The organism is Nocardia sp. NBC_00881 (assembly GCF_045207455.1).
Taxonomy (GTDB): domain Bacteria; phylum Actinomycetota; class Actinomycetes; order Mycobacteriales; family Mycobacteriaceae; genus Nocardia.
Window position 1 is genome coordinate 721,662 of record NZ_CP108798.1, and the last position, 15,336, is coordinate 736,997.

Sequence of the window (15,336 nt, forward strand, 5' to 3'; positions counted from 1 at the left end):
AAACACGTCCGAGCAGGTGCGAGGAGACCCATCATGCCGTTGACCGTCAACCAGTTACGCGTCGCACTGCAGGAGGCCGCTGGTGCGGGATATCTGCGGATGGCTGCCAGTGAGTTCGGTCTGGAACCGGCGCTGGAGTTATTCCAGGACTATCTCACCGACTCGCTGCTGGAGCTGCGGAATGTCACCGTGGATGACGTGGATGTCGATGGGCTCACGATTGTCGGCAGCATCTCCCTGCTGGGGCAGGCCGCGTCCCGGGCGGAAGTGGAGTTCCTCGCCGATGACGCAGAGCAACTTGTGACGGGTGTCTGGATCGATGCCGTCCTGCTGCCGGACGGCCGGGGGCTGCCCGATTTCCTGACAGAAGCGCGCGATGTGCTGGCCAAGATAAACCTGGGTCAACTGCATCTGGTACTCGGGATCGAGGCGGGCACGGGAACATACCCGCCCCGGCCGGTAGTCGGGTTCGGCGCGGAGATCCTGTTCCCGGACTCCGACACCATTCCGCGACCCTACATTTGGGGTGCCCCGCCGATGCGGCCCGGACAGTCGTGGCAGTTCAGGTCCGAGTTCGACGAGGTCGCCATCCCGGATCTGGACACCCTGCTTCGGTTCTTCGGCCTGCCCCCAACAGGTTTCGATATTCCGGGCGATGTCCTTGGTGCACTCGCACTACGGGCCTTGGCGATCGTTTTGGTAACTCCCGAACAGTCACGGCGAGCCCTAGCCGGGCCCCGACCCTGGGGAGTGCAGTCCGATTGGCGGGCTATGCGATTGGAGGTGAGCATCGACAAATCCTGGAACGCGATCCCCGGTATCATCATCGAAGATCCCCATGCAGTGTTCTCTATCGCAGATCCGTTCGGCGCCTGCCACGTCGCGTCGATGCTCGGCGGAATCGTTACCCTTGCCGACGACGTCACGGTAGAGGTCGGGGTGAGTCTGCCCAGACGGTTTCTTCAGGGTCGGCTGGTGGAGCCGGTGCCGATCGGCCCGCTGCTGGACGCGCGGTTCGATGGCATCGTGCCCGCACCCTTGGCGAACCTCACACTCGAGGAACTGGAACTGTGGGCCGAACTCGCCCAGGGACCGAACCAAAGTTACGGGCTGGAATTCACCCTCGCCGGGGTGTGGAGTTTCACCGAGGGCATCGAACTGAGCGGGATCACCCTGCGGCTCGCCGATGTGGGCGGCGTGAAATCAGGTGAGATCACAGGTATTTGGACCCTCGCTGATGGCGCCCTCGACGTCACGGGCAGCTGGGCGCCCATCGGATGGGAGTTCAGCGCCCACGCCATCGGCATCGAACCGGCCACGGTCATGAGCGTGCTCGGGATCACCCCACCATCGGAACTCGAGGGATTGACGATCGATGAGCTGGCGCTGCGATTCGGATCGGACGGTGTGATCGAATTCCTGGGCGACGCCCGATTCGCCTTGGGCGACAAAGACGCTCAGCTGCTGGTCCAGGTCAGTGCGCGACGCGGGGAAGCGGCTACCATCGGCGGTGAACTGCGGATCCTGGCCGTCCCCGAGATCGCGGACGCGCCGCCGCGCGAACTGGTTTTTGCCGTGACCTTCCAGAGCCGTCCAGGCGCCACAGGTTCCCAGCTCGTCGCCCGATGGGAGGCATCAGCGGACGCCGCAGTCCCGGTGCTCGATCTACTGGCCGGCGTCGGCGTCGACACCAGCGAGCTGCGCACCCAGCTACCGGATCTGCTGTGGCCGCAGGCCTGCGCGGCGGTCGTCGGATACGACACCGGAACCGGGACCTTCGCACTCACCGTTGACACCGAACACGCGGGCGTCCTCGCCGCTGCCGTCGGCACCGCCCCCAATCGCGCCATCGCCGTACTCGTCGCGGGAAAACTGGAAGCCAGGCTGTCGAACTTGCCACTCGTCGGTACCGCCGTACCCGCCGACCGGGACATCGTCCTCACCGACGTTGGATTCAGCTGGGCGTCCAAACCCATCACCTCGGAGCAGGCCACCGCCATCAACCAGCTCTTGTGACCCTCGTTTCCACCCAGGTCGAGGCGTCGAGTCCCACGCGGATCGCGACCCGACAACCATCGCGTCCTCCGACCGATGAAAGGCTGGCAACTCTAGTCCGCAAAGGTCTTGCCGACAGGGCACGCGCTCACGAACCCGGCGCTCAGTCGGGCTGGGCGCGAGCCCATATCGGTGAGGATCGGAGCATAGCAGCCGGGACGGTGGAGGGGGATCTTGGCGACGGTCGGGCGTTCGTAAAATGACGGTCGCGTCAGGGAGGACGAACCAGCTCCCATCCGCCACGGGTGATTCCGACGTCTCGGCGTAGATTTCAGTTTCGGAGAGATCGGGTTCGGATCGGGTGTTCGTGTCGAGTCGCCCGGTTGCTTGCTGCGCCGATCGCCGCGCGCGGCCCGGCCTTGAGACGTTTAACGAAGCTCGAAAGATCTACCAGGTTCATTGCCTGGTTGGCGAGCCGTATGGTGATCCAGCGAAAGTCCATGCCTCAGGAAAGACCAAACCGAAAGCCATTGCGAATCTCAAGAAGCGGCTCGCTGCATGGAAACCGCGCGCCCAATCGGTTGGTACTTATCCGCCGGAGGTGACCGTCGAGGAGCTGTGCAGGGCGTGGCTCCGCACCTATGAGAACGACAAACAGAAGCGGCCTCAGAACGCAAAGCATTATCGGCGCGAGATCGAACCGGCCACGAAGGGCCGAGCGAAATCCGACAAGATCACGCTAGCTGGGTCGGTCCTTGGAAGGATGAAGGCGGCCGACACGAGGCCGTTCCACATCCGCATACACTTGGAGTTGCTGAGCGGGTTTTCGTACAAGAACGCCCGCCAGAAGTCCATCCTGCGGAACGCGTTTCAGATGCTTGTTGACGACGGCTTCCGTGATGACAATCCCGTCGACACAGTGAAGGGGTACAAGGTAATTCGGGCCAAACAGTCCAGAAGCCGCGCAAGCACGGTGCGCAATCCGTTTTTCCCCGATGAGCCGCAGCCGTTCACCCCCCAAGAGCTCACCTCGTACTGGGAGGCCGAACGTGCTTACTTCCCTCGCCCGAAGCAATCCCGAGTGTTCGAACAGCGATACATGGATTTTACGAAGCTGATGTACGAACTCGCTGCTCGCCCGAGCGAGGCTTTGTCAGTTCGCTTCGACGACGTCAACTTCGACACACATGAAGTGACTATTTCTGGCACTATCGTTGATACCGAACTGCGTGTGCGGCAACTCAAGGAAGTCATCGAGCAGTATCGGCTGCCTCACGACGAGATCGTCATGCCTCGTGGATGGCCGAACTACAACGATGACGACGTTGTCTGCGTCGCCTACCGTCAGCCGTTCACGAAGACCGCACGATCGATGCGGACGATTAAGGTTGGTCCTGACTGCATGGCAATGTTGCGTCGGCGACAGATAGCAGCGTCACCCGGTCACCAACTGGTGATCCCAAGCCGGACCGGCCAAGTGGTGCGGTCGGAACAGATGTCCAAGACCTGGGCGGCGGTTGTCAAGGGGCTGGACCTCGAGTGGTCGACGGTAAAGACGCTCCGCTCCACCCGCGCGACGCGCGTAGCCGAAAAGTACGGGCTTCCCGCTGCCCGGCTAATCCTGGGTCACGAGGTGGATTCGGCCGTAACCGCGAGGCACTACGTCCCAGAGACTCGCCACGTTGTTGATCTTGCCGATGCCCGGTGATACGCAGGTGGTTGGTGGTGACCCTCCTAAAACGGCCACAAAACGGTCACTGGCGGATTTGAGCTAAGTTAAACCGCAGGTCAGGCGAGGAAGCAGAGTCATGAGGCTACACCGAACCGATCCTGCACCGCCGTCGCCGCGAGGCGAAGGCGCTGGCCTCCGTGTAATCGCGTCGCGCTTTTCCGCACCACGACGAGCTTCGACTCCCCTTTATCAATCCGTTACCCTTGGGCGCACAGAGATCGTCGATTTGTGAGGAAGATTTATGGGAAGCGTTGTGCTCGACATCGTGGCATTGCTGGTCAACCGGGCCGCGATGTTCTGGAATTGGATGGCTACCGGGTCGGCGGGGTTCCCGCCGCTGTAAGCGATGGATTTCGTCGTCGAATCCCCTGGTCAGATTACTGGCCGGGGGATTTTTCGTGTCCGAGGCCGGTGCCGAACCGAAGCGTGCTTTTACGATTGCGAGTTGCGCGGCGACGGCAAGTGATCCTCGGATCGTCAGAAAGTTCGAAGGGTTAGCGCGGCGCTGACATAGTCAGCCTGATCATGCAGCGCTCGGTTGCTTGCGGAGTAGGTGTATACAGGTTGCGCGGGCTTCCCTCCTCCGAACGTCCCGTCTGCTGGGATACACAGCATCGTGACCGCCAGCAGGTCGGGCGATTTCGTCCTCGATAACGCCCGCGAAGCCCGCGGCGCTCGTATCTTGATCAGGTGAGCACCACCAGATCCCGTGCACGGGCGCGTATTCCTCGTTGGTTCGTTCTCTGGATGGGGCTCCTGGCCGCCCTTGTCGCGGTGTCCTGTTCAGCGCTGTTCTGGCAGCTGGCGGCCGAGGGGACGCTCCCGACCATCGTCGTGCTGTGGTTCGTCCTCGGAGTGCTCGGCGCGATCGCCCTGCTGTTCGGGCTGCTGGGCCTGCTGCGCTACCGCGCCTTCTTCTACAGTCTCGTGTCGCCTCTGCTGCTCGGCGTACTGGTAGCGCTGGTTTGGTTCGACATACCCGAAGCCACCGGTTGGCGGCTCTCGCGCCCGATTCTCGAAGACCAGGCCGCCGACTGCGCCAACCCCGGCCACCGCACCCGTCTCGGCATCTACACGATCACCTACATCACTTCCCGTGACGGTGGCTGCCTGTTCTACACCCAAGCACACGAATCGAACTCGGGCGGGTTCGCCTACTTCAGCGACCCCGCGACCCCACCCCACATCGGCCCGCCCGCCACCAACGGCGTCGAGTACGAGACGTTCGAGGGGCACTGGTACCGATTCGTGGAGCACCATTGACAGGCGCTGGTCGCCGAAGAGCTCGTCGAGTGATTTCGCTGTGGCTGCATGGGTGATCGTGCAGGTCGGAGACTTGAAGGAATTCCTTCGTCGCGAGTGGCGTTGCGCCGAAATGTGACGGAAGCCGGAATGAACGTACTGGTCGTGTACGCCCACCCGAAGCCGGACTCACTCACCGGTGCGCTGAAAGACGTGGCAGTGCAACAGTTACGGGCCGACGGGCACGAGGTACGGATAACGGATCTGTACGCCATGGGCTGGAAAGCCCACGCCGACCCCGACGATTTCGGTGTGGTCGAGGAGACCAACTTCATGCTGGCCTCAGGTGCCGCCTATCATAACGGGACGCTGAGCTCCGACATCCGCGCCGAGCAGGAGAAACTGCTCTGGGCCGACACCGTCCTCCTGCATTTCCCGCTGTGGTGGTTCAGCATGCCCGCGATCATGAAGGGCTGGGTCGATCGGGTTTTCACCTGCGGGTTCGCCTACGGCGCCGGGGGGAATGCGCTGCCGAGGTATGGGGCGGGCGTGCTGGCGGGCCGGCGTGCGATGCTGGTGGTCAGTATCGGTGGCAGGGAGCCGTCGTACTCCGATCGCGGCGTCAACGGGCCGGTCGACGACCTGCTGTTCCCGATTCACCATGGCATTCTTTACTATCCGGGCATGGATGTGCTGCCGCCGTTCCTCGTGTACGGCACGATTCGCCTCGGCTCGGAGCGTTTCGACGAGGTCGCCGACGACCTCAGGCAGCGAATGTCGAATCTGGCGAAGTTGGAACCGATCCGCTACCGCCCGCAGGGCGGTGGCGACTACGACCGGAGCCTGCGCCTCGAGCCCGGCCGGGAAGCGAAGGGTGCGAGCGGGTTCGGTTTGCACGCGGCGTCCTGACGGCGCGTGCCGGTCAGGACAGCCGCGCCCCCGCGCTGGGTGAGCAGTATGCCCATCAGCTCCGTTTTCCTGACCCTGCTGGTGGATCATCGAGCGAGCGCTCTCCTTGACCCGGCCGAGCGAACGGTGGCCGAGGCGGAGTGCTGGGCGAGAAGTCCGTCGCATACGCCGAGGAAGATCCGGCGCAACTCGGCCGCGCGATCGGCCAGCGCTGATTGTGCGCGGACGTACTCGGCGCGGCCCGCCGGTGTCTCTATGCGGACCGGCTCGTAGCCGTACTCGGACAGATCGTAGGGGCTGGCGCGCATGTCGAGTACGCGGGCGGCGCAGGCCGATTCGAAAAAGTCCAGCAGCAGCTCGGAGGAGATCAGCGGGACCAGCTTGAAGCCCCACTTGTACAGGTCCATGTTGGCGTGCAAGCATCCTGGCTGTTCGCGGAGCACCTGGTCGGCGCGCGTCAGCGGCTCGGCATTCCGGCCCACCGCGTCCGGGGTGAAGAAGCGATAGGCATCGTAATGTGTGCAGCGCAACGACATCGACTCGACCACAGCGTCGGTGCCCGCTCGCCCCAGCCGCAGCGGCACTTTCTGGTGGCGGACGTCGTCGGTGCGATACACCATCGCCCACTCGTGCAGACCGAAGCAGGACAGCTGTGCTGGCCGGGAGGCGGTAGCGCGCAGCAGGTTCGCGACGAACTCGACGGTATCACGGCGCTTGGCCAGATAGGCGGGGTCGGCCGTGCAGACGTTATCGAAAACACCGCAGGGTGATGCGTGTGCCGCGCCGTCGCTTCCGGTAGCGGTTTCCACCGTCATATGGCGATACCCGCGAAAGCCTTCGTACTCGGCGGCATCCGCCAGCGCGACGCCGTAACCCGGATGCCAACGCCGCAAGTGGGCGGGTTTGTGACCGTAATAGGTGAACAAGAAGTCGATCACCGGATGCGACGAACCCTGCGCCCGCTGTTCGAAGTATGGCCCGACCAGCTCGTCGAGCCGGGCCCGGTGGGCGGCAGCGCTCGCCCGCCAGCGCGCCGCAGGCAGTACGGTTATGCCGACATCCCGTCGCCACGTCGCCGAGGCGGTGGGAACTCGCCCGGTATTCATTCGATCACCCGGTGCGTACCGTCCCGGACGGTGCCGACGAACTCCTCCACGAGGTCCTCCAAGGCGACGACGCCGGAGGTGTTGCCCCGCTCGTCGACCACCCGGCCGAGGTGGCTGTTGGTGCGCCGCAGGCGGGCCAACGCCTCATAGAGCGTGGTGCCCATGCCGACGGTCGGCAGCGGCCGGATGTCGGTGCGCGGGATCGGCGTCGCGGGACCGGCGCTCTCGTCGGCGACCTTGTCGAGCACGTCCTTGACGTGCAGGTATCCCACCAGCGAGCCGTCGCTCGCCCGAACCGGGTAGCGGGAGAAGCCGGTCTCGGCGACGGCGGACTCGATGTCGCCGAGGGTGGTCCCGTTACCACGCAATGGAATCGACCGGGTCGCGTCCAGCGGCACCATGACGTCGGCGACTACCCGGTCGCTCGTGCCGAGCGCCTGGGTGAGGCGGCGGTGCTCCTCCTCGTCGAGCAGGCCTTCCGAGCGTGACTCGCCGATCATCTCGGCGAGCTCCACCGAGGAGACGGTGGCTTGCAGCTCGTCCTTCGGCTCGATCAGCAGCAGCCGCAGCGACAGGTTGGCGGCGAGATTGTAGAGCGCGATGAGCGGGCGGGCCAGCCGCAGCCACATCAGGTGCACCGGAACCAGCAGCAGTGCACAGCGTTCCGGCCCGGCCAGCGCGATATTCTTCGGGATCATCTCGCCGAACAGGATGTGCAGGATGACCACGATGGTGAGCGCGAGCGTGAACGCCACCGGGTGCAACAGCTGCTCGGGTAGGCCGAGCAGCTCGAAGGGGCCCTCGAGCAGATGCGCGATGGCGGGCTCGCCGACGCGGCCGAGCAGGATGGAGCAGATCGTGATGCCCAGCTGGGCCGCCGCGAGCATCATCGAGAGGTTCTCGCCCGCACGGATCACCGTGGTCGCGTTCCGTTTGCCTTGCGCCGCCAGCGCTTCCAGCCGGTCGCGGCGCGCGGAGATGAGTGCGAACTCGGCCGCGACGAAGAAGGCGTTGCCACCGAGCAGCACGACGGTGAGCAGCACGCCGAACAGGTCACCCATGGCTGTGCTCCCTGGTGGCGAGGGCGTCGGCGGCGACGGGGATCAGGCGCACCCGGTCGATGCGCCGCCCGTCCATCCGCTCGACGCGGGCGACCCAGCCGCCTGTGCGAGGAGTGTCCGCCGACGACCACTGCTGTGAGCGGGGATTCGGTAGCACGATTTCGTCGCCTGCCACGGGGATGCGGCCCAGCCTGGTCAGTACGAGACCGCCCAGGGTCTCGTACTCGCCCTCGGGGGCGTCGTATCCGGTGGCCCGGGATACCTCGTCGATGCGCAGCAGGCCTGAGCAGTCCCAGCCGTCGGAGACACGCCGCACATCGCGCTCCTCCTCGTCGTGCTCGTCGCGGACGTCGCCGAGGATCTCCTCGATGATGTCCTCCATGGTGACCAGGCCCGCGGTGCCGCCGTACTCGTCGACGACGAGCGCTACCTGCATACCGTCGGCCCGGATGCGTTCGAGTACTTCGTCGCCGTCGAGGCTGGCGGGCACGATCGGCACCGGGCGGGCGAGCATACGCAAGGGGATGGTCCTGCGCGCGTTCGCCGGGTGTGTGAACGCCTGCTTGACGTGCACGAAGCCCAAGGTGTTGTCGAGATCACCGTCGATCACCGGGAACCGGGAATAGCCGGTGCGGCCCGCCGCGTCGATGAGATCGGCGATGGTGTCGAGCTTGTCCAGTGACTCGATCTTCACCCGCGGCGTCATCAGCTCCTCGGCGCTGCGCTCGCCGAACTGTAGCGAGCGATCCATCACCTGGGCTGTGCGCTGGTCGAGCGCGCCGCGTAGCGCGGACGTGCGCACCAGGGAGCCGAGTTCCTGCGGGGACCGCGCCGAGCGCAACTCCTCGGCGGGTTCCACGCCGAGCCTGCGGACCACCCAGTTCGCGGTGCCGTTGAGGAAATGGATCATCCACTTGAATACCACCGAGAAGCCGATCATCGGGCCGGCCGTCGTGCGGGCGGTGGCCAGTGGCTTGGCGATGGCGATGTTCTTGGGCACCAGCTCGCCGTAGATCATCGATAGCGAGGTAGCCAGCACCAGCGCGAGCGCGAGCGCGACGCCGTGCGCGGCGGCGTCGCTCAGGCCGATCCCGGTGAACACCGGGTTCAGCAGCCTGGCCAGCACAGGCTCGGCGATGTAGCCGGTGATCAGCGTGGTGATGGTGATGCCGAGCTGTGCGCCGGACAGCTGGAACGACAGCGTGCGATGCGCCTTGCGGACCATCCGCGCGCGCACGTCACCGGTGCGAGCGTGGGCCTCGACGGTGCTGCGTTCCAGTGCGGTGAGGGAGAACTCGGCGGCGACGAACAGAGCGGTGCCTACCGTGAGAGCGACGAGCCCGATCAAGCTGAGCGCGGTGAGCGCGACGGACATCGTCAGCACCATCCGAACAGTGCTGGGAACCGGCCTGTGGGGAATGGGACGACTACTGCGAAGAGGAGGACGCCGGGTTTGTCACCCGGCTCGATAGAGGAGCCCTCCTGTGCGGCGCCCTCGGACGCGGGTGACAACTGGATCCTTTCGCGGAATGAGCCATGGTGCCGGAGTCCGGCAACCACCATGTTACCGGCCCACGCGTCAGGTCGCGTGGGCCGGTGGCGGGTTGTTCGCGCGTGTCTCGACTCACCAACCGCTGGGCAGTGGACGACCTTCGGCGAAACCAGCCGCGGACTGCACGCCGAGCACGGCCTTGTCATGGAATTCGCTGAGGCTTCGCGCACCCGCGTAGGTGCACGCGCTGCGGAGACCGGAGCAGATGTGGTCTATCAGGTCTTCGACGCCGGGACGCTCGGGGTCCAGCCGCATTCGTGAGCTGGAGATGCCCTCCTCGAACAGCGCCTTACGTGCACGGTCGAATTCACTGTCGGAGGCAGTGCGGGCGGCGACGGCGCGCTTGGACGCCATGCCGAAGCTCTCCTTGTAGGCGTTGCCCTCGCGGTCGACGCGCAGGTCGCCGGGCGACTCGTAGGTGCCTGCGAACCAGGAGCCGATCATCACGTTGGACGCGCCCGCAGCCAGTGCGAGCGCCACGTCGCGGGGATGGCGCACCCCGCCGTCGGCCCAGGTGTGCACGCCGAGTTGTCTGGCGGCGGCGGCGCATTCGGCCACCGCGGAGAACTGCGGACGGCCGACGCCGGTCATCATGCGGGTGGTGCACATGGCGCCGGGGCCGACCCCGACCTTGATGATGTCCGCACCCGCCTCGGCGAGGTCCCTGGTGCCCGTGGCGGAGACCACGTTGCCCGCGACGAGTGGGACGCCGAGGCCGAGATCGCGGACGGCGGCGAGGGTTTCGAGCATCTTGGTCTGGTGGCCGTGCGCGGTGTCGATGACGAGCAGATCGGCGCCTGCGTCGACGAGGGACTTGGACTTGGCGGCCACGTCGCCATTGATGCCGACCGCGGCCGCGACGCGCAGCTTGCCCTTGGCGTCGACCGCGGGCTGGTAGATGCCGGCGCGGACCGCACCGGTGCGGGTCAGCACTCCCGCCAGGGTGCCGTCCGCAGCGGTGAGCACGGCGAATGTGGCGTGCTTGCTGTCCAGCAGGTCGAAGATGTCGCGCGGGGAGGCGCTTGCCGGCGCCTGGACGAAATCAGTGACCGCGACCTCGCGCAGTCGGGCGAAGCGGTCGACGTCGGCGCAGGACGCCTCGGTGACGACGCCGATCGGACGTCCGGCGTCGACGACGATCACGGCACCGTGGGCACGCTTGTGCATGAGGGCGACGGCCTCGGAGACCGAGCGGTCGGGGTCGAGCGTGACCGGGGTGTCGGCGGTGAGGGAGCGGTCCTTGACGAAAGCGATGGTGTCGGCGGCGGCGCTGATCGGCAGGTCCTGCGGGAGAACCACGATGCCGCCGCGGCGGGCCACGGTCTCGGCCATCCGGCGCCCGGCGACGGCGGTCATGTTGGCCACGACGATCGGGATGGTGGTGCCGGACCCGTCGGCCGTCGACAGATCGACGTCGAAGCGTGACGTGACATCGGTCCGGTTCGGGACGAGGAAGATGTCGTCGTAGGTCAGATCGTACGGCGGCTGGTGACCAGGGAGAAAGTGCACTTGACCGATGATAACCGGCAGGCGGTGCGAGTGCGCCGTTCTCTGGCACCTCTGGCGACTATCCCGCCGCGGCGATCGATCTGCTGATCGGCGTGTCATGCACTGGTTCTCCCGCGTCTGCCTCGCGGCGACCGGAACCACGCCGTTGTCCCGCCGCACTTCGTCGGCGATCAGGCGGCAGCCTGGGAGCGGGAGAGCGCGATCGCGGTAGCGCACATGACCAGCACCGCGAGCCCGGTGACAACGAGGCCCACCGTGCCGGTGCGGAACCGTTCGTCGAGCGCTGCGACGCCGAGGAAGGCGGCGGCAAGCGGCTCGGCGATTGTGACGGCGGGCAGTGACGCGGTGAGCGACCCGGCCTGGAACGCGCGCTGCTGCAGATAAACGCCGGTGATGCCCGCTGCGACCAGCGCCCAGGTCTGCCAGGCGCCGGGCACGTCACCGAGACCATGCTCGAACAGGCCGGTGACATAGGAGGTGAGAGCGGCGGCCAAACCGTACAAGGACCCGCTGGCCGCACCGAGCAGCAGCGCCCGCCGCGCCGGGTCCTCCGTGACGATGCCGCATGCGGTGGCTGCGAGGATCAGAGCGAGTAATACTCCCAGCGGAAGCAGCCATTCACGCAGCGGCGCATTGGCATTGCCCGGGGTCGGATCGCCGACGAGGAGAAAACAGGCCAGCGCGGCGCTCAGAGCGAGCGCGGTCGCCCAAGTACGGGCTGCGATTCGGCGGTTATTGAGCCGCGCTGCCAGCGGCAGCGCGAATACCAGCGCGCTCACCAGGATAGGCTGCACCAACAGCACCGCGCCCAGCGCGAGCGCCGCGACCTGCATGGCATATCCGCCCGCATCCCCGACGATGCCCGCCCACCACCGCGGGTTGCGCAACAACGATGCGACGAGGGAGTTCCCTTCCGGTACCGCGGCCGCTGCCCGTTGCTGTGCGACCGCGGCGACCGCGAACAGCAGCGCCGCGATCAGCGCGCAGACGACGGCTCCGAGCGTATGGGTGGCCACCAATTAGTTCGCTCCGCGATTGCCAAGCCTTGGTGACTGCTGTGCTCGCACGGCGCGTCGCCTCGTACGCCCGGGCGTGTCGGCGGACCCGGAAACTCCCGCTCGAGCCGAGAATTCGGCCGTCGCATCGAAGTTGCGTCCGGGTGCCGCCTTCGGCGTGCCCGCATGCCGTCCCACGTTGTTGCCCGCGGCGGGATTTCCAGTGAGTTTCGCGGCGCTGCGTCGGCCTGACGTTCCCTTGGCGGGGCCGCTGATGTGGCCCGCCGAGGACGCCGCGCCCGAACGTCCGCCGGACTTCTTCGCCGCACCCGCGCCGCGCCCACTGGTTGCGGAAGCCTCCCCGCGCCGCCCCGGCTTCCGGCGAGCGGATTTCGCCGGGTCGGTGGCGGGCGCCACCGCGGGTGCGGTCGGCGCCGCGACCGGAATTCCGGATGGTCGGCGCGCGCCGGTGATCCGAATCAGCGTGCGGTCGCCTGGACGGACGTCGACCCCGTCGACCTCGACGCCGGCCTTGCGCGCCATCGACTCGACGTCCCGGCGTTCCTCATCCATGACGAGCGTGACCACGACGCCGTCCTCGCCGGCGCGGGCGGTGCGCCCGGCCCGGTGCAGGTATGCCTTCGGCTCGGCTGGCGGATCGACATGCACGACAAGGGAGATGCCGTCGACGTGGATGCCGCGGGCGGCGACATCGGTGGTGACCAGTACCGGCACCGAGCCGTCGGCGAATGCGGCGAGGGTGCGGGTCCGGTTGTTCTGTGCCTTACCGCCGTGCAGCGCGCCCGCGGGGATGCCCGCGCCGCGCAGCTGTTTGGCGAGGCGGTCGGCGCCATGCTTGGTGCGGACGAACATGATGGTCAGACCGTCGCGCGCGGCGATCTCGGTGGCGACAGCTCGCTTGGCTATCTTGTCCCGTACGTACAGCAGGTGGTGCGACATCGTCGCGACCGAAGCCGACGGCGGCGCGGTGGAATGGGTAACCGGCGAGCGCAGGTAGCGTTTGACCAGCTTGTCTACATCGCCGTCCAAGGTGGCCGAGAACAGCAGGCGCTGGCCGTCTTTCGGTGTACGGTCGAGCAGTTTGGTCACCTGTGGCAGAAAGCCCATATCGGCCATGTGGTCGGCCTCGTCCAGGGCGGTGATCGCCACGTCGGACAGGTCGGCGGCGCCCTGCGCGAGGAGATCTGCGAGCCGCCCCGGCGTGGCGATGAGCAGGTCGACGCCGCGGGCGAGCCGGTCGGCCTGGCGCCTGATCGGCGCTCCGCCGACTACCGAGGCAACGCGGAGACCGAGCGCGAGCGCAGGCTCATCGAGCGCCCGCTCGATCTGTGCGGCCAGCTCGCGGGTTGGTACCAGCACGAGCCCGCGCGGTCGGCCCGGCTTGGCGGACGCGCCCGCCAAACGGGTGAGCATCGGAAGGCCGAAGGCGAGGGTCTTCCCGGAACCGGTCGGCCCGCGGCCGAGCACGTCCTTGGCGGCCAAGGCGTCCGGCACGGTGGCGGACTGAATCGGGAACGGCGTCTCGATGCCGTCGCGCCGCAGTGCCTGCACGAGCACGGCGGGCAGGCCCAATTCCGCAAAGGTCACGGTGGGCGCCGCGGCGACGGTGGTCGAGGGGGTCACGAGGTGTGTATGCCTTTCGTCGCACAACGCGTTCGACGGGAACGCACTGTTCGGTGGGATCGAGAGCGGTGCACGATCGGTTCGCCGCGCTGCGGCGCGAGCGATCGAGTGCCGGTGGTGAGGTGGTGCGGCCGACCGGAGAGCGGGCCGAGTGTCCAGGATACGTGCCCGCGATTCAGCCGTGGAACAGCCGACCCAGTTCCACGAGCCAGGGTACGGCCACAGCCAGTGTCGGAACCACGAGAATGGTGGCCGAGCCGAGATAGGCTGCCGTGGCGATGCGCACGTCGCCGATCCGATCGCTCAGGCGCTGGATACGGATTAGCGTGGTCGGCCCGCCCGCCGCTAGCGCGCCCTGCGGGGCGGTGGACTTCGCGCACGCCACCAAGGCGCGGGCCAGCGGTTTCGGACCGGTGACCTTGACGGCGGAATCGTCGGCGAGCAATTCGATGAGCAGTTTCACCGAACCGAGGGCCGCCTTGCTGCGCACCAGCCTGGGGAAGGCCTCGTGCACCGCGGTGAACGCCTCGAGCACCAGATCGTGCCTGGCCCGCAGGTGCGACCGCTCGTGGCTCACGATGGCGGTGACCTCGGCGTCCGCCAGGTTGGTCAGCGTGCCCTCGCTGAGCACGACACGCTGGCGCAGGCCTGGCAGGCAGTAGGCGATCGGCTCGGTGGCGGCGAGCACCCGGATATCCGCCGCGCGCCGCCGCGGACCGCTCTGGTCGAGCAGGTCGACGAGCATGCGGTGGCGCGCCCGGCGCCTGCGGGTGTGCACGCCGACCCGGACGATGGCGTAGATCAGCCGGCCGCCGACCAAGAGCGTGAGCGCGAAGACGAGCACGTAAGCCAGCCACAGCGGCAGGCCGAGTGCGTCGATCTCGCGGGTCGGTGCGGTGGTCGGGCGTCCGTCCGGGCCGGGAACGAGCAGTTCGGCCGCGATGGCGAGCCCCGACCCGAATGAGCTGAGCACTGCGGCAAGCGCGATGGCCTGCCAGAGCACCAGCGCTGCCCGGGGCGTCCGGTAAGTCCAGGTCGCCCGACTCAGCAAGCGCGGGGCAGGCCCCGCGAGAAGCAATGCGAGTCCGCCGAAGACCGGCGCGGTTGCGTTCATCGACTCAGCTCACTGCGTTGTGGGGCCAGGGCGCCCGAGGAGGCTACTGCGGTGGCGGTGCCGAATCCTCGGTTGCTTCGAGCTTAGCGAGTGCTTCCCGCAATGCGGCAGCCTCATCCTTCCCGACCTGTTCGACGAAGTGCACGAGCGCGGCGGCGCGGCTGCCCGCCTCGTCGGCCTGTTGTAGGGCGTCGACCATCAAACTGGCCACGAGTTCGTCGCGCGTGTGCACGGGTGCGTAGCGGTGCGCGCGGTCGTCGCGTTGCTGAACCACGAGGTTCTTCTTCGCGAGGCGTTGCAGCACGGTCATCACCGTGGTGTACGCGAGCTCACGGCGTGCGGCGAGCGCCTCGTGCACCTGCCGGACCGTCTGCGGTTCGTCGGCCGACCACAACTGGTCCATAACCGCTTTCTCGAGTTCACCAAGACCTGCCATTCCACAATTTTAGGTAATCAACGACGTCGATGCGTACTACA

The 15,336-nt window shown here is 66.8% G+C and carries 12 protein-coding genes; 4 read left to right on the forward strand and 8 right to left on the reverse strand.

The window, feature by feature from the left end; genetic code table 11:
• Positions 1-33 precede the first annotated feature (33 nt).
• From OH799_RS02730 to OH799_RS02745, 4 genes are all read left to right on the forward strand, one after another.
• Positions 34-2,016, forward strand: a complete 1,983-nt coding sequence (locus OH799_RS02730; protein ID WP_406275231.1) for a hypothetical protein — start codon at positions 34-36, stop codon at positions 2,014-2,016.
• A 340-nt stretch (positions 2,017-2,356) separates the two neighbouring features.
• Positions 2,357-3,703 (forward strand): tyrosine recombinase XerC, encoded by a 1,347-nt coding sequence (gene xerC, locus OH799_RS02735; RefSeq protein WP_406275234.1) that lies wholly within the window; start codon positions 2,357-2,359, stop codon positions 3,701-3,703.
• A 714-nt stretch (positions 3,704-4,417) separates the two neighbouring features.
• Entirely contained in the window at positions 4,418-4,990 is a 573-nt protein-coding gene (locus OH799_RS02740; RefSeq protein WP_406275237.1) for a hypothetical protein, read from the forward strand.
• A 129-nt stretch (positions 4,991-5,119) separates the two neighbouring features.
• A complete protein-coding gene (locus tag OH799_RS02745) occupies positions 5,120-5,878 on the forward strand; it encodes an NAD(P)H-dependent oxidoreductase (protein ID WP_406275240.1) in 759 nt (252 codons plus the stop codon).
• 86 nt (positions 5,879-5,964) lie between these two features.
• On the opposite strand, the gene OH799_RS02750 is transcribed toward OH799_RS02745, so the two are convergent.
• The 8 genes from OH799_RS02750 to OH799_RS02785 form a co-directional block, all read right to left on the reverse strand.
• Positions 5,965-6,984, reverse strand: a complete 1,020-nt coding sequence (locus OH799_RS02750; protein ID WP_406275243.1) for a 3-methyladenine DNA glycosylase — start codon at positions 6,982-6,984, stop codon at positions 5,965-5,967.
• On the reverse strand, positions 6,981-8,045 hold the full coding sequence (locus tag OH799_RS02755; RefSeq protein ID WP_406275246.1) for a hemolysin family protein: 1,065 nt from the start codon (positions 8,043-8,045) through the stop codon (positions 6,981-6,983). Before OH799_RS02755 ends, OH799_RS02750 begins: the two co-directional genes overlap by 4 nt.
• On the reverse strand, positions 8,038-9,420 hold the full coding sequence (locus OH799_RS02760) for a hemolysin family protein (RefSeq protein ID WP_357271293.1): 1,383 nt from the start codon (positions 9,418-9,420) through the stop codon (positions 8,038-8,040). Before OH799_RS02760 ends, OH799_RS02755 begins: the two co-directional genes overlap by 8 nt.
• A 249-nt stretch (positions 9,421-9,669) precedes the next feature.
• Positions 9,670-11,106, reverse strand: coding sequence for a GuaB1 family IMP dehydrogenase-related protein (locus OH799_RS02765; protein WP_406275249.1), 1,437 nt, complete (start codon positions 11,104-11,106; stop codon positions 9,670-9,672).
• 170 nt (positions 11,107-11,276) lie between these two features.
• Entirely contained in the window at positions 11,277-12,122 is an 846-nt protein-coding gene (locus OH799_RS02770) for a DMT family transporter (protein ID WP_406275252.1), read from the reverse strand.
• A 3-nt stretch (positions 12,123-12,125) separates the two neighbouring features.
• Positions 12,126-13,745 (reverse strand): DEAD/DEAH box helicase, encoded by a 1,620-nt coding sequence (locus OH799_RS02775; protein ID WP_406275255.1) that lies wholly within the window; start codon positions 13,743-13,745, stop codon positions 12,126-12,128.
• Positions 13,746-13,920: 175 nt separating this feature from the next.
• Positions 13,921-14,859 (reverse strand): M56 family metallopeptidase, encoded by a 939-nt coding sequence (locus OH799_RS02780; RefSeq protein ID WP_406275258.1) that lies wholly within the window; start codon positions 14,857-14,859, stop codon positions 13,921-13,923.
• A gap of 43 nt (positions 14,860-14,902) precedes the next feature.
• Positions 14,903-15,295, reverse strand: a complete 393-nt coding sequence (locus OH799_RS02785; RefSeq protein WP_357271308.1) for a BlaI/MecI/CopY family transcriptional regulator — start codon at positions 15,293-15,295, stop codon at positions 14,903-14,905.
• Positions 15,296-15,336: the final 41 nt, after the last annotated feature.

What these genes read in the sequence shown, in the direction of transcription:
- OH799_RS02755 (WP_406275246.1), bottom strand. Translation starts at nt 8,045, where the DNA reads ATGGGTGACCTGTTCGGCGTGCTGCTCACCGTCGTGCTGCTCGGTGGC.
- OH799_RS02750 (WP_406275243.1), bottom strand. Translation starts at nt 6,984, where the DNA reads ATGAATACCGGGCGAGTTCCCACCGCCTCGGCGACGTGGCGACGGGAT.
- OH799_RS02760 (WP_357271293.1), bottom strand. Translation starts at nt 9,420, where the DNA reads ATGTCCGTCGCGCTCACCGCGCTCAGCTTGATCGGGCTCGTCGCTCTC.
- OH799_RS02780 (WP_406275258.1), bottom strand. Translation starts at nt 14,859, where the DNA reads ATGAACGCAACCGCGCCGGTCTTCGGCGGACTCGCATTGCTTCTCGCG.
- OH799_RS02730 (WP_406275231.1), top strand. Translation starts at nt 34, where the DNA reads ATGCCGTTGACCGTCAACCAGTTACGCGTCGCACTGCAGGAGGCCGCT.
- OH799_RS02745 (WP_406275240.1), top strand. Translation starts at nt 5,120, where the DNA reads ATGAACGTACTGGTCGTGTACGCCCACCCGAAGCCGGACTCACTCACC.
- OH799_RS02785 (WP_357271308.1), bottom strand. Translation starts at nt 15,295, where the DNA reads ATGGCAGGTCTTGGTGAACTCGAGAAAGCGGTTATGGACCAGTTGTGG.